The 20,585-nt window shown below is 62.6% G+C and carries 17 protein-coding genes and 1 pseudogene; 13 read left to right on the plus strand and 5 right to left on the minus strand.

Annotation, left to right across the window (positions count from 1 at the left end):
• The first annotated feature begins 7 nt into the window (after positions 1-7).
• The 6 genes from tolA (at position 8) to ftsH (ending at position 8,049) form a co-directional block, all read left to right on the plus strand.
• Positions 8-1,165 carry a cell envelope integrity protein TolA gene (gene tolA, locus NKI10_RS08945; protein ID WP_352859568.1) on the plus strand — a complete coding sequence of 386 codons (1,158 nt, stop codon included), beginning with the start codon at positions 8-10 and terminating at the stop codon, positions 1,163-1,165.
• A 40-nt stretch (positions 1,166-1,205) separates the two neighbouring features.
• Positions 1,206-2,510: a Tol-Pal system beta propeller repeat protein TolB gene (gene tolB, locus NKI10_RS08950; RefSeq protein WP_023737860.1), complete on the plus strand. Its 1,305-nt coding sequence runs from the start codon at positions 1,206-1,208 to the stop codon at positions 2,508-2,510.
• A gap of 249 nt (positions 2,511-2,759) precedes the next feature.
• Complete coding sequence (gene pal, locus NKI10_RS08955) at positions 2,760-3,266, plus strand: peptidoglycan-associated lipoprotein Pal (protein ID WP_352859570.1); 507 nt, start codon at positions 2,760-2,762, stop codon at positions 3,264-3,266.
• 213 nt (positions 3,267-3,479) lie between these two features.
• On the plus strand, positions 3,480-4,562 hold the full coding sequence (ybgF, locus tag NKI10_RS08960) for a tol-pal system protein YbgF (RefSeq protein ID WP_023694601.1): 1,083 nt from the start codon (positions 3,480-3,482) through the stop codon (positions 4,560-4,562).
• Between the two features lie 51 nt (positions 4,563-4,613).
• Positions 4,614-6,020, plus strand: coding sequence for a tRNA lysidine(34) synthetase TilS (gene tilS / locus NKI10_RS08965; protein WP_352859572.1), 1,407 nt, complete (start codon positions 4,614-4,616; stop codon positions 6,018-6,020).
• 103 nt (positions 6,021-6,123) lie between these two features.
• On the plus strand, positions 6,124-8,049 hold the full coding sequence (ftsH, locus tag NKI10_RS08970) for an ATP-dependent zinc metalloprotease FtsH (RefSeq protein WP_023673598.1): 1,926 nt from the start codon (positions 6,124-6,126) through the stop codon (positions 8,047-8,049).
• 66 nt (positions 8,050-8,115) lie between these two features.
• Here the strand turns inward: ftsH and NKI10_RS08975 are convergent, their stop codons facing one another.
• Complete coding sequence (locus NKI10_RS08975; protein ID WP_023726185.1) at positions 8,116-8,484, minus strand: winged helix-turn-helix transcriptional regulator; 369 nt, start codon at positions 8,482-8,484, stop codon at positions 8,116-8,118.
• Positions 8,485-8,668: 184 nt separating this feature from the next.
• On the opposite strand from NKI10_RS08975, the gene NKI10_RS08980 reads away from it, so the two are divergent.
• Together NKI10_RS08980 and NKI10_RS08985 are read left to right on the plus strand one after the other, a co-directional pair.
• Complete coding sequence (locus tag NKI10_RS08980; protein WP_352859575.1) at positions 8,669-9,433, plus strand: SDR family oxidoreductase; 765 nt, start codon at positions 8,669-8,671, stop codon at positions 9,431-9,433.
• A gap of 28 nt (positions 9,434-9,461) precedes the next feature.
• Complete coding sequence (locus tag NKI10_RS08985) at positions 9,462-10,235, plus strand: NAD(P)-dependent oxidoreductase (protein WP_352859577.1); 774 nt, start codon at positions 9,462-9,464, stop codon at positions 10,233-10,235.
• Positions 10,236-10,405: 170 nt separating this feature from the next.
• Here NKI10_RS08985 and NKI10_RS08990 read toward each other — a convergent pair whose 3' ends face one another.
• Both NKI10_RS08990 and NKI10_RS08995 read right to left on the minus strand, forming a co-directional pair.
• A complete protein-coding gene (locus NKI10_RS08990) occupies positions 10,406-10,858 on the minus strand; it encodes a hypothetical protein (RefSeq protein WP_352859579.1) in 453 nt (150 codons plus the stop codon).
• Positions 10,859-11,097: 239 nt separating this feature from the next.
• Positions 11,098-12,102 (minus strand): hypothetical protein, encoded by a 1,005-nt coding sequence (locus tag NKI10_RS08995; protein ID WP_023716084.1) that lies wholly within the window; start codon positions 12,100-12,102, stop codon positions 11,098-11,100.
• 343 nt (positions 12,103-12,445) lie between these two features.
• Between NKI10_RS08995 and glmM the strand changes: the two genes are divergently transcribed.
• The 5 genes from glmM to serA all read left to right on the plus strand — a co-directional run bounded on the left by glmM (position 12,446) and on the right by serA (position 18,902).
• Positions 12,446-13,798, plus strand: coding sequence for a phosphoglucosamine mutase (gene glmM / locus NKI10_RS09000; RefSeq protein WP_023673591.1), 1,353 nt, complete (start codon positions 12,446-12,448; stop codon positions 13,796-13,798).
• Positions 13,799-14,049: 251 nt separating this feature from the next.
• On the plus strand, positions 14,050-14,865 hold the full coding sequence (locus tag NKI10_RS09005) for an outer membrane protein (protein ID WP_023728610.1): 816 nt from the start codon (positions 14,050-14,052) through the stop codon (positions 14,863-14,865).
• A gap of 229 nt (positions 14,866-15,094) precedes the next feature.
• On the plus strand, positions 15,095-15,865 hold the full coding sequence (locus tag NKI10_RS09010; protein ID WP_023684192.1) for an outer membrane protein: 771 nt from the start codon (positions 15,095-15,097) through the stop codon (positions 15,863-15,865).
• 201 nt (positions 15,866-16,066) lie between these two features.
• The gene (locus NKI10_RS09015; protein WP_023747279.1) at positions 16,067-17,242 is read left to right on the plus strand and encodes a phosphoserine transaminase; all 1,176 of its coding nucleotides are present in this window, start codon (positions 16,067-16,069) and stop codon (positions 17,240-17,242) included.
• Positions 17,243-17,300: 58 nt separating this feature from the next.
• Entirely contained in the window at positions 17,301-18,902 is a 1,602-nt protein-coding gene (gene serA, locus NKI10_RS09020) for a phosphoglycerate dehydrogenase (RefSeq protein ID WP_352859582.1), read from the plus strand.
• A gap of 64 nt (positions 18,903-18,966) precedes the next feature.
• Here the strand turns inward: serA and NKI10_RS09025 are convergent, their stop codons facing one another.
• On the minus strand, positions 18,967-19,431 hold the full coding sequence (locus NKI10_RS09025) for a DUF2231 domain-containing protein (RefSeq protein ID WP_352859666.1): 465 nt from the start codon (positions 19,429-19,431) through the stop codon (positions 18,967-18,969).
• Positions 19,432-19,536: 105 nt separating this feature from the next.
• Positions 19,537-20,442: pseudogene (locus NKI10_RS09030) on the minus strand (DMT family transporter).
• Between the last annotated feature and the right edge of the window lie 143 nt (positions 20,443-20,585).

Here is a 20,585-nt window from a genome sequence, read left to right on the forward strand (position 1 = left end):
ACGCACGATGAAGACCGGCCTCACCACATCGGTGATACTGCATACGGTGGCACTGGCTTTCGGCCTGTTCACCCTGTCGGCGCCGGCCGCGCTGCCGTCCACGGATGTCGAGTCGATAGCGGTCGACATCGTTCCCATGGAAGCCATTGCGCAGACGCTGCAGGGCGACAAGAAGACGGTGATGCATGAAAAGCCGGCGCCGATGCCGACCAAGCGTCCCGACATCGTGCCAGATGCACAGAAGATCGGCGAGAACAGCGTTGATACCGACAAGCCGGTGACGGACGAGCCCAAGCCGAAGCCGGTGGAGAAAACAGCGGCCCTTGCCCCGGCTCCGACGCCGACCGAGAAGCCGAAACCCGAGGACGCGCCGAAACCGAAGGAAGTGCCGAAGCCGACGCCGGCGACGGAGGTGGCACCAACGCCGCAGCCGAAGGAAGAGGTCAAGCCCGAGCCGGTGAAACAGGTTGAACCGAAGCCGACCCCGGTGAGGGAGCCTGCACCAACACCGCAGCCGGACACGACCGCCGCCATAGAGCCGAAGCCCCGCGTGAAGCCCGACGCGGTCGCCGAAGCCATATCGGATCAGCAGCCTCTGGAAGAAGCGCAGCTTCCGACTTCCGCTCCTGCTCCGGAAGCACGGCCGAAGCCGCAACCGGCGCAGGCTGAAAGCGCGAGGGCTCCGGACCGCAAGGACGCCGACAAGCCGGTCAAGGAAGCCTCGTCGAAGCCGAAGTCCGAGGAAAAGCAGTTCAATGAAGGTGAGATCACTGCTCTGCTCGACAAGCAGAAGCCTTCTGGCGGCGGCGCCAAGCGCTCGACGCAGCAGGCGTCGCTCGGCGCCGACAAGACCCAGGGCCAGAAACTGTCGCAGGCCGAAATGGGCACTTTGTCGGATCAGCTGGGCAATAGCTGGACCCTTCCGGTGGGGGTTGAGGGCTCGGAAAACTTCGTCGCCGTGATCGTGTTCAATCTCGATGCCTCCGGCAAGCTCGAAGGCCGTCCGACCGTCGAAAAATCGAGCGGAAACCGCCAATTCGACGAGAGTGCGGTACGTGCCGTCCAGAAGGCAAACATGGCTGGCTTGCAAGTTCCTGCCGGCAAGCATGATATCTGGGCCCAGGTTCGAGTCACTTTCGACCCCAGGGAGATGCTGGGGCTCTAGGCCTGGTATCCACAAAATCAGTTACGAGAAGCGAGAAGACATGAAATCCATCCTCAAGCCGCTCCTGACGATTGCAGCCATGGCGCTGGGCATGACTGCCGTTGCCACCTTGCCGGCGCGAGCACTCGTCGAGATCAACGTCAACAAGGGCAATGTCGAACCGTTGCCGATCGCAATCACCGATTTTCAAGGTGAGCTTGGCGCCCAGATTTCCGATATCGTCAGCGCCGACCTGAAACGCTCAGGCCTGTTCGCACCGATAGACAAGAACGCCTTCATCGAGAAGATCGCCAATCCGGATGCGCAGCCGCGCTTCGACGACTGGAAGGTGATCAATGCGCAGGCGCTGGTTACCGGCAGTGTCGCAAAGGAGGCGGACGGCCGCATCCGCGCCCAATACAGACTGTGGGATACTTTTGCCGGCCAACAGATGTCGGGCGAACAGTTCTTCGCCAATGATGCCAATCAGCGCCGCGTCGCCCACATCATCGCCGATGCGATCTACGAGAGGCTCACCGGCGAGAAGGGCTATTTCGACACCCGCGTCGTCTTCATCGACGAATCCGGCGCCAAGAATGCGCGCAAGAAGCGGCTCGCCATCATGGACCAGGACGGCGCCAATGTGCGCTATCTCTCGGACGGCCGCTCGATCGTGCTGACACCGCGTTTCTCGCCGAACCGGCAGGAAATCACTTACATGTCGTACGAAAGCGGCCAGCCGCGGGTCTATCTGCTGCAGATCGAGACCGGACAGCGCGAACTGGTCGGCAACTTTCCCGGCATGACCTTTGCGCCGCGCTTCTCGCCCGACGGCCAGAAGGTGATCATGAGCCTGCTGCGCGATGACGGCAATTCCAACATCTTCGCCATGGATCTGCGAAGCCGCTCGACCACCCGGCTGACCAACTCGACCGCCATCGACACCTCGCCCTCTTATTCGCCCGACGGCAGCAAGGTGGTATTCACTTCCGATCGTGGCGGCCGTGCGCAGATTTATGTGATGGGCGCCGACGGCTCGGGCCAGACCCGCATTTCGTTCGGCGACGGCGTCTATTCGACGCCGGTGTGGTCGCCGCGCGGCGACCTCGTCGCCTTCACCAAGCAGACCGGCGGCGAATTCCAGATCGGCGTCATGAAGACCGACGGTTCGGGCGAGCGCATCCTCTCCTCGGGCTTCCAGCAGGAGGGACCGACCTGGGCGCCCAACGGCCGCGTGCTGATGTTCTTCCGCGACTCCGCCGGCGGCCCAAAACTGGTTTCCGTCGATCTCACCGGCCGCAACGAACAGTCGATCCCGACCGCGAATTTCGCGTCGGATCCCGCCTGGTCGCCGCTGCTGGAGTAGGTTCGGCCGAATTGCCACACCTGCTAAAAAGGGGCCCGTTTGGCCCCTTTTCCATTCATTAGTCGCGTTTCGGCCGCATTTCCGCCTAGGGTCCGCGCCAACTGTGACCGTGGATTTGAAGGTCGTGGACGGACGATCGAAACCAAACATTAACCGTATTTCTTGAATGCCGGTTAACCCAAACGTGGTTACTGGGTGATCAACGAAATCACTCGAAATACGATCACTCGAATACGAAGGAGAGGCGGCATGGGCCGTATCGCAGCACTTACCAGAAACCCGGCGATGATCGCCCTGATCGCGATGCTCGCCATCACCGGTTGCGCCTCGAAGAAAACCCCGAACAACGCTGCCGATCTCGGCCTCAATGGCGTGGGTGCCGCAACGCCGGGCTCGGCGCAGGACTTCACCGTCAACATTGGCGACCGCATCTTCTTCGACACGGACTCGACCGCAATCCGCGCGGATGCGCAGACGACGCTGTCGCGCCAGGCGCAGTGGCTCAACCAGTACAAGCAGTACGCCATTGTCGTCGAAGGCCATGCCGACGAACGTGGCACACGTGAATACAATCTGGCTCTCGGCGCCCGCCGCGCCGCCGCCACTCGCGACTTCCTGGTCGCCAGGGGCGTCTCGGCGAGCCGATTGAAGACGATTTCCTACGGCAAGGAACGTCCGGTCGCGGTCTGCGACGACATCTCCTGCTGGTCGCAGAATCGCCGCGCGGTCACCACGCTCTCCGGCGCCGGCTCCTGATAGGCAAGACGGCGGTGCCTTAGTCGCATAATTGCAACACCTCCATGCGAAAGGCGGCCTTGTGGCCGCCTTTTTCACTTTCGGCCCCGGAAACAAACCCGGAAACAAAATTTGGCCGAAGTCTCGCCTCCTGCTAAGAGCCGAGGGCGTCGTGCCGGTCCCACTTTGATCGGAAGGCGCGAACAGGCTCACGATTTTCACGGCGAGAGGCACATGCATTTCAGATCGGTCTTGAGCGGCACGCTTGCGCTGCTGCTCGTATCAGGCTTCGCGGCTTCTGCGAGCGGCACCGGACAACCCGCGGATAGCGGCTTTTCCTTCCATCTGCCGACGCTCGGCATTTTCGGCAAGAAGGAGAAGCCGGAGCAGCAACAGATCGCGCAGCAGCAGGACGGCACCGCCGCCGCGGGGCTGGAAGATCAGCTCCGGCAGATGAACGGCAAGCTCGAGGAACTCAACTTCCAGATCCTGCAGATGCAGGAGCAGATGCGCAAGCAGCAGGAAGACAACGAGTTCCGCTTCCAGCAGTTGGAAGGCGGCTCCAGCGGGCAGCCGCCGGCCCAGAAGAAATCGGAGGCCGCGCCGCAGGACGGTGGCGCGGGCACCGGCGTCGCCGAGGCCCCGGCAGACCAGGCGCCGGCCGATGCCGGCGCGCAGCCGGATGGCGGCCAGAGCGTCGGCGAGGTCATCGTCGAATCGCAGACCGGCGATCCCGGCAAGGTGATCAACGGCACGCCGCCCAAGACCTTCGGCACCATTACCGTCGACAAGAACGGCAATGTAATCGACGCCGGCGGCAACACGCAGGCAGCGGCGCCGGCGGAAGGTGCGGCTCCCGCCGCCGAGGCGCCGGCTGCCGGGGCTAAGACCGGCAAGTCGGACGGCACGGTGGTGGCGGCGCTGCCTGCCACCAACAACCCGGAAGAGATCTACCGCAACTCCTACCAGTTCATCCTGTCGGGCGACTACAGCACCGCCGAGCAGGGTTTTCGCGACCACATCGCCCGGTTCCCGAAGGACGCCAAGGCGGCGGACGCGCATTACTGGCTTGGCGAATCGCTGCTTGGCCAGCAGAAGTATCATGACGCTGCCGAGGTTTTCCTCTCCGCCAGCAAGGACTATCCGAAGGCCAAGAAGGCGCCTGACATGCTCCTGAAGCTTGGCGTGTCGCTGGTCGGCCTCAAGCAGAAGGATGTCGCCTGCGCCACCTTCGGCGAGATCGGCAAGCGCTATCCCGATATTTCGGCCGCGCTCAAGGAACGCGTCAAGCAGGAGAGGGCGCTGGCGGCGTGCTAGTCTTTGCCGTGTTGTCCCAGAACCGGGACCACTTTTGCGCGACATGCATTGATGCTCGATACCGAGCCTGACCTTTCGAATTTTTCGCAGATCGACTTTACCAACGGCGCGCTTGCGGCCGTGTCCGGCGGCAGCGACTCGACCGCCCTCCTTCTTCTCCTCAAGGCTCACCTCGACCGCAGCGCCCCGACAGCCCGGCTGCTGGCGGTGACGATCGACCACGGCCTGCGTCCGGAAGCAGCAGCCGAAGCGCGCAGCGTGGCAAAGCTTTGTGCCGAGCGCGGCATCGCGCACCGGACGCTCAACTGGTCCGGCGCCAAGCCGTCGGCCGGCCTGCCCGCGGCGGCGCGCGAGGCGCGCTACCGGTTGCTGGCCGAGGCAGCGCAGGCGCAAGGCATTGGTGTGATCGTGACCGGCCACACCGCCGACGACCAGGCCGAGACCGTCCTGATGCGAGCCGCGCGGATTGACGGGCGAGAGCTTGCAGGCCGAGGTCTCGCCGGCATGGCGCCTGCCACCCTCTATGACTGGCGGACCTGGATCGCGCGGCCGCTGCTCGGCGCTCGGCGCGCGGCGTTGCGCGCCTTCCTGCAGCGCGAACATGTCGGCTGGGCGGAGGATCCGACCAACATCGACACGAATTTCGAACGCCCGCGCATCCGGGCCGTGCTCGGCGAAGACCGGAGCGGGCAGCGTTTTGCCGAAGCGATCGGCCTGGCCAGGCGGGCCGCCGGCGAGCGCGAACAACTCGGTCGCCGCGCCGCCGCCCTGATCGGTGAATTTGCCAGCCGGCCGGCGAGGGGTCTCATCCGTCTCGATCCCGGTCTTGCCGAAGCTGACGACACGCGAGCCGCGGTCTATGCGCTGCGTGTCCTGCTGGCGGCGACGGGCGGCACCGCCTTGTTGCCGGACCAGGCGCGCAGCGAAGCGCTGTTCGAGCAAATGCGGGCCGGTCGGCTTTGCGCCACATTGTCGCGGGCGGTCGTCGATATCAGGCGAAACGGCATCTTCCTGCGCCGTGAATCGCGCGACCTGCCGCGTTCCGCGCCGGTAGCTGGCGCTCTGCTTTGGGACGGTCGCCGGCGGATCACGCCACACATCGAAGCCGGGGCGATCACATTGGACGACAGTCCGGGTGCATGGTTGATCGCGCCGCTTGGCGCCGCTGCCGCCGCCAAAACGCCGATTGCCGGGGATGGCGCGCCGCCAAGCCTTGTGCGCGCCGCCCTGGCTGCGGAACCGGCGCTGTGGCGCGGCGGCGAATGCCGTGGTTTTGCAGGGGATGTAGCGGCGGCGCCGGCAATCGCCGTCAGCCCGGTCGTTGCGCCCTTTGCCCGTTTCCTGCCGTGCTTCGATCTGGTGTTGGCGCAGGCCGTGGCCGAGTTGATCGGCGCACCGCCTGTCCCGGCTTGCCCTTTGGCCGCCACAGTGCCGGTTGATCATGGCGCGAAAGCTTAACCCAGACGTGCTGTTATGCTTGGCAAGGGGGGGCGCTCTCCCTATGTTAGGCGCAAGTTTCCTCTCATGACGCGTGTCCCAGCGGGCACCAACGGGACAATTGATGAATCCGAATTATCGCAATCTCGCGCTCTGGGCGATCATAGCGGTCCTGCTCATTGCTCTCTTCAATCTGTTCCAGACGCCGCAGACTCGCGGGGCCTCGACCGACGTTCCCTATTCGCAGTTCCTGCAAGAGGTCGCGGCCGGCCGGGTCAAGACGGTGGTCATCGCCGGCGCCCGCATCACGGGCACCTACGCCGACAACGCCAATGGCTTCCAGACCTATTCGCCTGGGGATCCGCAGCTGGTCTCGCGGCTGCAGGACAAGAACGTCACCATCAATGCGCGGCCTGAGTCGGACGGTTCCAACTCGCTGTTCAGCTATCTGATCTCCTACCTGCCGATGATCCTGATCCTTGGCGTGTGGATATTCTTCATGCGCCAGATGCAGTCCGGCTCCGGCCGCGCCATGGGTTTCGGCAAGTCGAAGGCCAAGCTTCTCACTGAGGCGCATGGCCGCGTCACCTTCCAGGATGTCGCCGGCGTCGACGAGGCCAAGGAAGATCTGGAAGAGATCGTCGAGTTCCTGCGCGATCCGCAGAAGTTCCAGCGCCTCGGCGGCAAGATCCCGCGCGGCGTGCTTCTGGTCGGCCCTCCTGGCACCGGCAAGACGCTGCTTGCGCGCTCGGTCGCCGGCGAGGCCAATGTGCCGTTCTTTACCATTTCGGGTTCCGACTTCGTCGAGATGTTCGTCGGCGTCGGCGCAAGCCGTGTCCGCGACATGTTCGACCAGGCCAAGAAGAATGCTCCCTGCATCATCTTCATCGACGAAATCGACGCTGTGGGCCGCCATCGCGGCGCCGGCCTCGGCGGTGGCAATGACGAGCGCGAGCAGACGCTGAACCAGCTGCTGGTCGAGATGGACGGCTTCGAGTCCAACGAGAGCATCATCCTTATCGCCGCCACCAACCGGCCCGACGTGCTCGATCCGGCGCTGCTGCGTCCGGGTCGCTTCGACCGCCAGGTGGTGGTGCCGAACCCCGACATCGTCGGCCGCGAGAAGATCCTCAAGGTGCATGTGCGCAACGTGCCGCTGGCACCGAATGTCGACCTCAAGGTAATCGCACGCGGCACGCCGGGCTTCTCGGGCGCCGACCTGATGAACCTTGTCAATGAATCCGCTCTGATGGCGGCGCGCCGCAACAAGCGCCTTGTCACCATGGCCGAGTTCGAGGACGCCAAGGACAAGATCATGATGGGCGCCGAGCGCCGCTCGTCGGCCATGACCCAGGCCGAAAAGGAACTCACGGCCTATCACGAGGCCGGCCACGCCATCCTGGCGCTCAACGTGCCGTCGGCCGATCCGCTGCACAAGGCGACCATCATCCCGCGCGGTCGCGCGCTCGGCATGGTCATGCAACTGCCGGAAGGCGACCGCTATTCGATGAGCTACAAATACATGATCTCGCGGCTTGCCATCATGATGGGCGGCCGCGTCGCAGAGGAGTTCAAGTTCGGCAAGGAGAACATCACCTCCGGCGCGTCCTCGGACATCGAGCAGGCGACAAAGCTGGCGCGCGCCATGGTCACGCGCTGGGGCTTCTCCGACAAGCTCGGCCACGTCGCCTATGGCGACAACCAGGAAGAGGTTTTCCTCGGCCATTCGGTGGCGCGCACGCAGAACGTCTCGGAAGAGACTGCGCAGATCATCGACGCCGAAGTACGCCGCCTGATCGACGAGGCCTATGTCACGGCCAAGTCCATTCTGACCAAGAAGAAGAAGGAATGGATCGCTCTGGCGCAGGGCCTGCTCGAATACGAGACGCTTTCGGGCGAAGAGATCAAGCAGCTGATCGCCGGGCAGAAGCCCGCGCGAGATTTGGGGGATGACACCCCCACAAGCCGCGGCTCGGCTGTGCCGAAGTCCGGCCGCCGCAAGAAGGGTCCCGAGCCCGAAGGCGGCATGGAGCCTCAGCCGTCGAGCTGAGCTGACATCATGTGATGCAAGAAAACGCCGCGGCTCAATCCGCGGCGTTTTGCTATTCAGGGTCTCTCAAATAGCATGCGGGACGGATGCATTTGCTTTGCCGGGGCGCACACCGTCAGTCCGGCCAGCATGTTGCTTGCCCCATCTGGCCAGCGGGATCAGGGCATTGTCCAGCTCGATGCCGAATTCGGTAATCGAGTATTCGACCCTCGGCGGCACCTCGGGAAAGATTTCGCGATGGACGATGCCGTCGGCCTCCATTTCGCGCAGCTGTTGGATCAGCATCTTTTCGCTGATGTCAGGCACCAGCCGCTTCAGCTCACCGAATCGTGCCGGCGCCTTGTGAATCTGCCAGAGCAGTAGCGCCTTCCATTTGCCGCTGATGACCTCCAGCGCCGGCCCCAATCCGCAACTATCTGGCTGTTTCTTTCCCATGTTTCATCCAATTCTGAGCAATCGGTGGGTAGCTTACATTTTTGTCGGTACTTGAGAAAAACCAAGCCGGTCCATAGCTTCAAACCAGCTCGCCGGCATCGGCGAACACCACAACATCATATCGGTACCTCGCTTCGACCTGCAAAGGCCGTCGGCGGCCGGATTTTGTCAAAAGGGATGGATCATGACACGATACGCAAACAAGAAGGCCGTTGTCATCGGCGGGACGCACGGCATGGGGCTCGCCGTTGCCGAAGCCCTGATCGAAAGCGGCGCCGAGGTCCTGGTCACCGGCCGCGACCAGCGCAACATCAAGGCCGCGCGAGCCAAGCTGCTTTCGCGAGCTCATGTCGTGCGGTCCGATATCTCAGACATGGCCGATATCGTCACGCTCGGTGCCGAAGTGGGGCAGAAGCTTGGCCAGATCGACTTCCTTCACGTCAATGCCGGGGTGGCCAATCTCGAACCCGTGGAGCGGGTCACCGAGGACAGTTACGATCGCACCTTCGACATCAACACCAAAGGCGCTTTCTTCACCGCGCAGCGCCTGCTGCCCCTCATCAGGGATGGTGGCGCCATAGTCTTCACCTCGTCGATCGCCGACGAATCCGGCACCGGCGGCATGAGCGTCTATTCCGGATCGAAGGCGGCACTGCGCGCCTTCGCCAAGGTCCTGGCCGCCGAGCTTCTGCCGCGCCGCATCCGCGTGAATGTGGTCAGCCCTGGTTTCATCGATACGCCGACGATGGGTGTGGCCGACGCCTCGACCGAGGAGCGGGCCGCCTTCATGGCGATCGGCGACGCGGTCACGCCGGTGAAGCGCCACGGCACGATGGAGGAGGTGGCGCGCGCAGTGCTGTTCCTGGCGTTCGACGCGACCTTCACCACGGGCGCGCGGCTGACCGTGGACGGTGGCCTTGGCCAGGACCTGAGCCCGACACCGGCGTAACCGCGCAACCAAACCAAGGAGAAGCAGAATGAGCGACATAACAGTGATCGGTCTCGGCGCCATGGGCACGGCGCTTGCCGAAGCCTTTCTGAACCAGGGACATGGGGTGACGGTGTGGAACCGTTCTCCGGCAAGGGCTGAGGCTTTGGCAGCCAAGGGCGCCATTGTGGCCAAGAGTGTCGAGGAAGCCGTCAGATCGAGTCCACTGATCGTGGCGTGCCTGCTTGTCTATGACACCGTTGGTGAGGTGCTCGGCCCAAGCCGAGCCGCGCTGTCGGGCCGCACATTGGTCAATCTCACCAACGGCACGCCCGAGCAGGCGCGGGCGATGTCGGGCTGGGCGGTGAGCCAGGGCGCCAGCTATATCGACGGCGGCATCATGGCGGTGCCGCCGATGATCGGCGGGCCGCACGCCTTGATTCTCTACAGCGGTTCGCGCCAGGCGTTCGATGCCTGTTCGGGGCAGCTCGGAGCGCTCGGCACCAGCAAATTCCTCGGTGAGGATCCAGGCCTCGCGCCGCTCTATGATATCTCGCTTCTGACCGGCATGTACGGCATGTTCGCGGGCGTTCTGCAGGCGTTGGCATTGACGGGCGCAGCAGGAATCCCGGCCGGCGAGTTCATGCCGTTGCTGGCCTCCTGGCTTCAGTCGATGCAAGGCCTGCTGCCGAAGTGGGCGGAACAGATCGACAGTGGCGATCACACCAGCAATGTCGTTTCCAACCTGGGCATGCAGGCTGATGCCTATGTCAATCTCATCGATGCCAGCAGGTCGGCTGACGTCAGCACCGAACTCGTCTAGCCGATGCAAAGCCTGATGAAGCGCGGGGTGGCTGCCGGCCAGGCCAATGCCGATCTTACAAGCCTGGTCGCACTGCTCTCGAAACAAGGCGCTTGACGGGGCAAGACCCAAGAGAAGGCCCGCCAACCTTTGCGGTTGGGGGCCTTCGATCTTCAAACGCTGCTGGTCGATCAGCTCTTCAGCTTGGCGTTGCAGAGGCTGTAATAGCCGCCGCCCTTCTGGATCCAGCGAAGGCCGTTCAACGTACCCGCGTCCTTGTTGCCGTGGTAGCCCTGCAGGCAGGTCTTCATCCGCGCCTTCGAGGGCTTCTCGGTCTTGAATTCGGCGGCGAGGGTGGTCGGGAATGTCACGCCCGTCGGCGTTACAGCGGGGGCGACCGCCGCGCTGGTTTCCTTCTGCGGCTGCGGCTCGGTTTTGACCGCATCCGCATTGGCACTCTCCGCAGCTGACGTCGCACACTTCTCAGTGCGGAAAGCGGTCCAATCCATGCCGTTCAGAGTGCCGCCTTCCTTGGCTGTGCGATAGGCCTCGCCGCATTCCTTCATTGTCAGTGCGCTTGCAGGGGTGACGCTCCACGCAATCCATGCCGTCACAGCCAATGCCGCCAATTTCAATCTGGACATAAGACCCTCCTGGTTGACAAAAGTTCGATGTCCTTTTGTATACCATTTGTTCTACATATGTTCAATTGGAATCTTTGCACCACCGATATGTCTGGGGTGGGCAGTGTGGGCGAATAGATGATGCCGACAGCTTCCGCGATATGTAGACGTCGATCAACGCCGGGTGTGTTCGAGCGCAATAAAAAGGCCCGCGCATGCTGCGATGCGCGGGCCTCTGTCTGGAGAATATGGCTACGCGATCAGCTCTTCAGCTTGGCATTGCAGAGGCTGTAGAAGCCGCCGCCCTTCTGGATCCAGCGCAGGCCATTGAGCGTGTTGGCGTCCTTGTTGGCATAATACACCTCGAGGCAGGTATGCATGCGGCCCTTGGCCGGCGTCTCGCCGGCGTATTTCTTCGAGATCGCGGCCGGGAACTTGACACCTTTGGGAGCGCTGACCGAGGGCTTCTCGGGCTCGCTGGTATAGGTCGCCTCGCTCGGAGCCGGCACGGTGTCGTCGTCATCTGCGCCGGCGCCGCATTCGGCCTTGCGGAAGTCGTTCCACTTCTTGCCGCCCAGCGTGTTGGCAGACTTGGCAGCCTGGTACTTGGCGCTGCAATCGGCCATGCTCAGGCCCTTGCCGCTGCTGTCGGCAGCTGCCTTGGTGGTTGCCTTGGCGGGTGCTGCCGCGGCCGAGGCCCCGGCGGCGCATTCGGTCTTGCGGAAGTCGTTCCACTTCACGCCGTTCAGTGTGCCGGCGGCCTTTGCCGCCTGGTACTTGGTGCTGCATTCCTTGGCCGTCAGGCCCTTGGCGCCATCGTCGGTTGTGGCTGCGGCCTTGGTCGTGGCCTTGGCGGGTTCTGCCGCGGCGGATGCGCCGGCGGCGCATTCGGTCTTGCGGAAGTCGTTCCACTTTGCGCCATTGAGCGTACCGGCGGCCTTGGCAGTCTGGTATTTAGCGCTGCATTCCTTGGCCGTCAGACCCTTGGCGCCGTCATCAGCAGCGGCGGCGGCCTTGGTCGTGTCCGTCTTGGCCGCAGCGGCCTTCTTGGCCGCCGGCTTTGCGGTCTCGGTGGTGGCCGCCGCGTCGGTGCCGCACTCGGCCTTCCGATACTGATTCCAGGTCTGCCCGTTCAGCGTGCCGGCGTCCTTGGCGGCATTATACTTGGTACTACACTGGGCCATGGTCAGCGCGCTGGCGGGCGCCGCCATGAACAAGGTTGCGACGGCAAGACCCGTCAAAGTTGCAAGTCGGTGGATGAGCATGGCGTTCTCCCGTTGCTGCGCCCATAGGTTGTACCTGTGTCAATCAATAGCTCTCAACGCTAGGCTGCGCCAGATGCTAAACGGCGTTCTCCCGATAAGGTGATGGACCCTTGCGATCTGCCCCTCCAACAGTCCGGCTTACCGGCCCAATCTGCGCAGTGTGGCCCAGTGTGAATGCTATATTGCGGCAACACCGTGTCATGATACGCTGCCAACGCTCCGAACAGCCTGCTACAATGATTTTCTAAGAATTGGTAATATACAATCACACAATGTGATAGTCGGGCTCGGACCAATTGTGGCATTACGAGCCGGCTGAAAACCGACGGGGATTCTGGCAAGCATGGCAGGACGTTATTTTGGCACCGACGGCATTCGCGGGCGCGCCAACAAGTTTCCGATGACGGCTGAGATCGCGATGCGGGTCGGCATGGCCGCCGGCCTCTCGTTCCAGCGCGGCAGCCATCGCCACCGCGTCGTGCTCGGCAAGGACACCAGGCTGTCCGGCTACATGATCGAAAACGCCATGGTGTCCGGCCTGTGCGCGGCCGGCATGGATGTGTTCCTGCTCGGCCCGATCCCGACACCGGCGGTCGCCATGCTGGTACGCTCGCTGCGTGCCGATATCGGCGTCATGATCTCGGCCTCGCACAATCCCTATTACGACAACGGCATCAAGCTGTTCGGTCCCGACGGGTACAAGCTCTCCGACGAGATCGAGGAGCGCATCGAGAGCATGCTCGACAAGGATATCGAACTGGCGCTCGCCGATTCCGACGGACTTGGCCGCGCCAAGCGCGTCGACGGCGTGCATGACCGCTACATCGAATTCGCCAAGCGCACGCTGCCGCGCTCGATGTCGCTGTCGGGTCTCAGGATCGTCGTCGATTGCGCCAACGGCGCGGCCTACAAGGTGGCGCCAGCAGCACTTTGGGAACTGGGCGCCGAGGTCATTGCCATCAATGTCGATCCGAACGGTTTCAACATCAACAAGGAATGCGGCTCGACCCATCCGGCCGGCCTGCAGAAGAAGGTGCATGAAGTGCGCGCCGATATCGGCATCGCACTCGACGGCGATGCCGACCGTGTCGTCATCGTCGACGAGAACGGCACCATCGTCGACGGTGACCAGATCATGGCGCTGATCGCCGAGTCCTGGCACCAGAGCGGGCGACTGGCCGGCGGCGGCGTCGTCTCGACGGTGATGTCCAATCTCGGCCTCGAACGCTTCCTTGGCGACATGAAGCTGCAGCTGCATCGCACCAAGGTCGGCGACCGCTATGTCGTGGAACATATGCGCGCGCACGGGTTGAATGTCGGCGGCGAGCAGTCGGGCCACATTGTGCTGTCCGATTTCTCGACCACTGGCGACGGGCTGGTCTCGGCTCTGCAGGTGCTGGCCTGCATCAAGCGGCAGAACCGGCCGGTCAGCGAATTGTCGAAGAAATTCGAGCCGGTGCCGCAGCTGTTGAAGAATGTCCGCATCGCCGGCGGCAAGCCGCTTGAGGAAGCCACGGTCAAGGCGGTGATCGAAGACGCGCGCAACCGTCTCGGCAAGGCCGGCCGCCTGGTCATACGGCCCTCCGGCACCGAGCCGCTGATCCGCGTCATGGCCGAGGGCGACGACCCACAGCTGGTCGAGGCCGTGGTCAACGACATCGTCGACATTATTTCGGAAACGCGCAGCGCCGCCTGATTGCGCTGCGTCCAACGGCAGGGGCGAACTGCCGGCTCAAGACTTCAAGCCCGCCTGCAGGCGGGCTTTTTGTTTCGGCCAGGGTTGGTCCCAGCGTTATGCCGGCGGAGACTGTTTGCTAAAATGTCGAGAATTCGTGGTTAATCGACAGGGTTAAACGCCTTTTAACTTTTCCAATTCATTATCCACAACTGAGGTCAATCACATTCGGGCAAGTTGGACTTTCCCGACGGTTCTCAGGGGTGACAAACATGTTCAATACAGCAAAAAAGGCCCTCCTTGCCGCGCTGTTCGCAGGTGTGGCCGGGCCAGTATTCGCCGCCGATCTGGCGGAGCCGCCGGTGGTCGAAGAGGCGCCGGCGCCGATCGCCTACGAGCAGCCGGCCGATTTCGGCGGCTGGTACATCCGCGGCGACATCGACTATCATAAATCGGATTTGCGCGGCATCGACTATATCACCTACGGGCCGCCTCCCGGCAGCAATGTTTTCGATTCCGGCGAGCTTAAGGGCGGCTTCTCACTCGGCGCCGGCATTGGCTACAAGATCAACGATCATTTCCGTACCGACCTGACAGCCGACTATTGGTTCGCTTCGGACTTCAACGGATCAACCAACGATGGCGTTACGACATCGGTCGAAGTGTCGAAAATGAGCGCATTGCTGCTCTTGGCCAACGCCTATTACGATATCGGCACCTGGCACGGCATCACGCCTTATGTTGGCGCTGGCATCGGCGGCGCGCACGTCAAATGGGATACCGTCCACGACCCGAACACAACCGAGACCAACCCCGGGTCGAAGAATTGGCGCTTTGCCTACGCGCTCATGGCCGGCGCGTCCTATTGCCTTACGAACAGGGTGATCCTGGATGCCGGCTATCGCTACTCTCACATTGAGGGGGGCCGCATGTTCGACTTCGACGTGAGCAGTTCCGGGCCCGGCTTCGACCATGGCATCAACACACATGAGGTACGAGGCGGTCTGCGCTATCAGTTCGGCGGCAATAATGGTTGCACATCGCCGGAGCCCTACGTTCCAGAGCCGGAGCCGATCTACACCAAGTAGTCGCTTCGAAATCCAGGAATTCGCGAACCGCCCGGTCTTGCCGGGCGGTTTTCGTTTGCCGATGCTTGCGCGTTTTCAACCGGCCGCGTGTGCCGAAGAAACCCGATTGAAATCAATTCGGTACGCCGCGTTATCCTTAACCCTGACTTAACCACTATGGTTAACAATGCTTGGTGAAACGGCGCTTGCGATCAAAATGACGGGCGCCAATTTCAGGAGCCGGGGACCCATGAATTTCAAATCGCTGACAGCGCCGGCGCTCGCCGCACTCGTCCTTGTGCCGCTGACGCCGGCGCAGGCCGCGGACTACGATCCGCCGATCTATGTCGATCAGGCGCCGGACTATCAACCGGTCGAGGTCGGCTCGGGCTGGTATCTGCGCGGCGACGTCTCTTATCTGGCGCAGAAGAGCTACGAGGATCAGGATTTCACCTTCGCCCCCGCGAGCTTCAGCGAGAAGCAGGATCCGGCCTTTGCCAGCATCGGCTTCGGCTACCACTTCAACGACTATCTGCGCGGCGACGTCAATCTTGGCTATCTGCCCGGCAACAAGATCGGCGTCGGCTTTGACGATTCGGCGACGCCGCCGCCGGGTGGTGCGACCATCGCGTCGGCATCGCTGCAAAATTATTCCCTGTCGGGCATGGTCAATGGCTATGTCGATCTCGGCACTTATGTCGGGATCACGCCCTACCTCGGCGCCGGCATTGGGCTGGTCCGGAGCAAATACAAGCTGTCGGCGAGTTACTTCACCGACAATGTCGACCCTACGGATGATTTCGTCCGGAACGACAACAAGACCCAGTATTCCCTCGCCTACACGCTGGATGCGGGCCTGGCCTATCAGGTGACCAAGAATGTTTCTGTAGATCTCGGCTACCAGTACTTCTCCGCGCCGGATGCCGAATATGTCACGGCCGAGAGCCTGACCTCCTATCCGATCCGCAAGGGCATCAGCAATCATCAGGTCAAGCTCGGCCTGCGCTACGACCTCTGGTAGGAAGCTTGCTGTTCGGAAGCCCAACGGCGGATCTCTTCGATCCGCTGTTTGCGTTTTAGCCCACGACATGCTGATCCCGTATCGCCGGTATCCCGCCAGCGACAAAAACTTTCCTCTTGACGCCTGAGGGCTGAACGCATATCGCCGTTCGTGGGCCACCCCTCCCCAACGAGGGGCCACTATCTGGAAGGATAGACCACGATGACGACGCATACGAAGCCCGGACTCCGTCCGGCAAATCCCAATTTCTCCTCAGGTCCCTGCGCAAAACGCCCCGGCTGGTCGGTCGAGGCGCTGAAGAATGCCGCGCTCGGCCGTTCCCACCGGGCCAAGATCGGCAAGACCAAGCTCGAACAGGCGATCGAACTGACGCGCGAAATTCTCCAGGTTCCGGCGGATTACCGTATCGGCATCGTGCCGGCGTCGGACACGGGTGCTGTCGAGATGGCGCTGTGGTCGCTGCTCGGCGAACGCGGTGTCGACATGGTGGCATGGGAAAGCTTTGGCTCCGGCTGGGTGACCGATGTGGTCAAGCAGCTGAAGCTCGCCGATGTCAGAAAGATCGAGGCAGGCTATGGCGAGCTGCCGGATCTCACCAAAATCGATTTCGACCGCGATGTGGTCTTCACATGGAACGGCACGACCTCGGGCGTGCGTGTGCCGAATGGTGATTTCATTCCAGCTGACCGCAAAGGCCTGGCCATCTGCGACGCGACCTCGGCCGCATTCGCTCAGAGGCTCGATTTCCAGAAACTCGATGTCGTCACCTTCTCCTGGCAGAAAGTGCTGGGCGGCGAGGGCTCACACGGCATGCTGATCCTGTCGCCTCGCGCCGTCGAGCGACTGGAAACCTACAAGCCGGCGTGGCCGCTGCCGAAAATCTTCCGCCTGACCTCGGGCGGCAAGCTGATCGAAGGCGTCTTCAAGGGCGAGACCATCAACACGCCGTCGATGCTGTGCGTCGAGGACTATCTCGATGCGCTTCATTGGGCGAAGTCGATCGGCGGTCTCGATGCGTTGATTGCCAGAGCCGATGCCAATGCCGCCGTGCTTGATGGCTTTGTCGACAAGTCGTCCTGGCTCGGCCATCTTGCGGTCGATGCGGCGACACGGTCCAACACGTCCGTGTGTCTGTCCTTCACCGACGCCGATGTCGCGGCGCTCGACGCCGACGGACAGGCGGCCTTCGCCAAGGCGATCGTCTCTGTGCTCGACAAGGAAGGCGTCGCGTACGACATCGGCTCCTATCGTGACGCACCTCCCGGTCTGCGCATCTGGTGCGGCGCCACCGTCGAGACCTCCGATCTCGAAGCGCTGCTGCCTTGGCTCGACTGGGCCTTCGCCACGCAGAAGGCTTCGCTGAAGGCCGCAGCCTGAGATTTCGTGGTGGCCTGCGGGCCGCCCTTTCCCGACAATCCAATTCAAGGAGGCCGCCATGGCGCCCCGCGTTCTCGTCTCTGACAAACTCTCCACCACCGCCGTCCAGATATTCAAGGACCGCGGTATCGAGGTCGACTATTTGCCCGATCTCGGCAAGGACAAGGAAAAGCTGCTCGAAGTAATCGGCCAGTATGATGGCCTTGCCATCCGCTCGGCGACCAAGGTCACGGAAAAACTGATCAACGCCGCGACAAGACTCAAGGTCGTCGGCCGCGCCGGCATCGGTGTCGACAATGTCGACATCCCCGCGGCGAGCCGCAAGGGCATCATCGTGATGAACACGCCTTTCGGCAATTCGATCACCACGGCCGAACATGCGGTGGCGATGATCTTTGCACTCGCACGGCAGATCCCGGAGGCCAATGCCTCGACCCATGCCGGCAAATGGGAAAAGAACCGTTTCATGGGCGTCGAGATCACCGGCAAGACGCTGGGTGTCATCGGCTGCGGCAATATCGGCTCGATCGTCGCCACGCGCGGCGTCGGCCTGAAGATGCATGTCGTTGCCTTCGACCCGTTCCTGTCGGACAAGCGCGCCGAGGAACTCGGCGTCGACAAGGTCGAGCTGGACGAGCTTTTCGCCCGCGCCGATTTCATCACGCTGCACACGCCGCTGACCGACAAGACGCGCAACATCATCGACGCGGCGGCGATCGCCAAGATGAAGAACGGCGTGCGCATCATCAATTGCGCGCGTGGCGGGCTCATCGTCGAAGCCGACCTGGTCGCGGCGCTGAAGAGCGGCAAGGTGGCGGGCGCCGGCGTCGATGTGTTCGAGGTCGAACCGGCGGAGAACAACGCGCTGTTCGGCATGGAGAATGTGGTGGCAACGCCGCATCTGGGCGCCTCGACAGCGGAGGCGCAGGAAAACGTTGCGCTGCAAGTAGCCGAGCAGATGGCCGACTATCTGATCAAGGGCGCGGTTTCGAATGCCATCAACATGCCCTCGATCACGGCCGAGGAAGCACCGCGGCTGAAGCCGTTCGTCAAGCTCGCCGAAGTGCTCGGCGCCTTTGTCGGCCAGGTCACCGAGGACCCGATCAACGAGGTCGAGATCCTGTTCGATGGCTCGACCGCGACGATGAACACGCGTGCCCTGATCAGTGCCGCGCTTGCCGGACTGATCCGGCCGCAGGTCGCCGACGTCAATATGGTGTCGGCGCCGATCATGGTGAAGGAGCGCGGCATCATCGTCGCCGAGGTCAAGCGCGACAAGTCGGGCGTGTTCGACGGCTACATCAAGCTGACGGTGAAGACCGAGCACATGACGCGCTCGATCGCCGGCACCTGCTTCTCCGACGGCAAGCCGCGCTTCATCCAGATCAAGGGCATCAATCTCGACGCCGAGGTCGGCCAGCACATGCTCTACACAACCAATGCCGATGCGCCCGGCATTATCGGCCTGCTCGGCACGGTGTGCGGTGAGAACGGCGTCAACATCGCCAACTTCCAGCTCGGCCGCAACCGGCCGGGCGGCGACGCCATCGCGCTGCTCTATCTCGACGCGCCGTTCCCGGAGAAAGTGCTGGAACAGGTCAAGGCGCACAAGTCCATCGACTCGGCCAAGCGGCTGCAGTTCGACATCGACGCAATGTAGTTGACGGCGTGGCGGATGCGGCGGTCCTCCCCCCATCATTGGGGCGGCCGTCGCAGAGGCCGGTTCAGGTCAATTCGTCTGAGCCGTCGGAGACGCCCACGCGATGCCGATAGACCAAGTCCCAGCCCTTCCAGCCTGTAAACAGCAGGACCAGAACCACGATCAGCGATAAGATAAAGCCGGTCGGGATCACGGCCGCCGCTCCACCGACATAACGCGAGTACCAGTTATAAAGCTCGATCAGCACGACGAGCACGTTGCCGCCGGCATGGAGCCATGCCGTCGTGAGATTGCGGATCTGAACATCGCCGAGAACGTCCGTCAGGCCGGTAAGAGCGGCCAAGGCGCCCATGATCAGGCCGGCGCCGAGAAGCCAAAGCGATCCGGTGACCCACCCGGGATCGGCTGTTTGCCAGAAAATCAGATCGCAAACGAAGGTGCCGACAAAGAAGGCGATCGGAAACGGAATCAGCATTGGATGAATGGGGTGACCGGCAATGCTTGCCGTGCTGCGAGGGTTATGGCTCATCTTGTTGCCTCCCACGCAAGCAAACTCCGCCAGAGGTAAAATGTTCCTGGTCGGCGCGCGGCAGCAGTTATCGCGACGGCGGCGCAGCGCGGCAGCAGCCAAATGTTATCCGCGGCGGTTCGGTGCCGCCATCTTGCGCCCGCTGTATTCGGCGAGCGAAATGCCGCCCAGCACCAGGACGAGCGCCAGCGCCTGCTAGAGCTGGAATGTCTCGCCGACGATCAGCACTGACAGCAGCGTGCCGAAGATCGGCACCAGATTGATGAACAGCCCGGCACGGTTGGCGCCGATCAGTTCGTTGCCCCTGATGTAAGTGATCTGCGAAATGACCGAAGCGCCGATCGCGGTATAGACGATGACCACCCAGCCGCTGATATCGGGGACGATAACCTTGCCGGCGGCGACCTCCCACAGGAAGAACGGCAGCGAGGTGATGAGGGCAGCGATCGCCAGGGACAACATCAGGCTCTGCCAGCGCATCACCGGCTTCAGCCGCAGCCCGACCGAATAACCGCTGTAGAGGACGACCGCGACCAGCATGATGGCGTCGCCGAAATTGAGTTCCAATGTGAGCAGTCGGCGCGGATCGCCGTGGCAGGCAGTCAATATGACACCGAAGATGGTCAGCACCACGCCCGCAATCTGCGCCCAGCTCACGCGCAGGCGGAAGAAGAAGAAATTGGCAATGATGATCAAGACCGGCATCGCCGCCTGTTCGATCGAGACATTGATCGCGGTCGTGTAGTTGAGCGCGGTGTAAAAAATGGTGTTGAACAGAGTGAAGCCGCTGGCGCCAAGTGCAGCCAGCACGAACCAGTGTTTGCGCACCACCTGCCAGTCCTCCCTGATCGTGCGCCAGCCGATCGGCAGCAGGATCGCGACGGCCAGCACCCAGCGCAGGAAGACCAGCGTCATCGGCGAGACGTGATCGACCGCCAGCTTGCCGGCGACGGAATTGCCGCCCCACAGCAGGGTGGTCAGCAGCAGGAACAGGTAGGCGCGTCGATGCATGCGGGATTCCGGCCGCTTGGGGAGTTGTGTTTGCCGGCCTATTGCCCCCGCCGACGCAAGTAAATGATGTCAAAGCCGAAAATTGTTGTGCCTCAGGGCATTTTCGGCGGCAAAGAAAGGTCGCGCTTGCGAGGTCTTGACGC

The organism is Mesorhizobium sp. M0802, from assembly GCF_040320115.1.
Classification (GTDB): domain Bacteria; phylum Pseudomonadota; class Alphaproteobacteria; order Rhizobiales; family Rhizobiaceae; genus Mesorhizobium.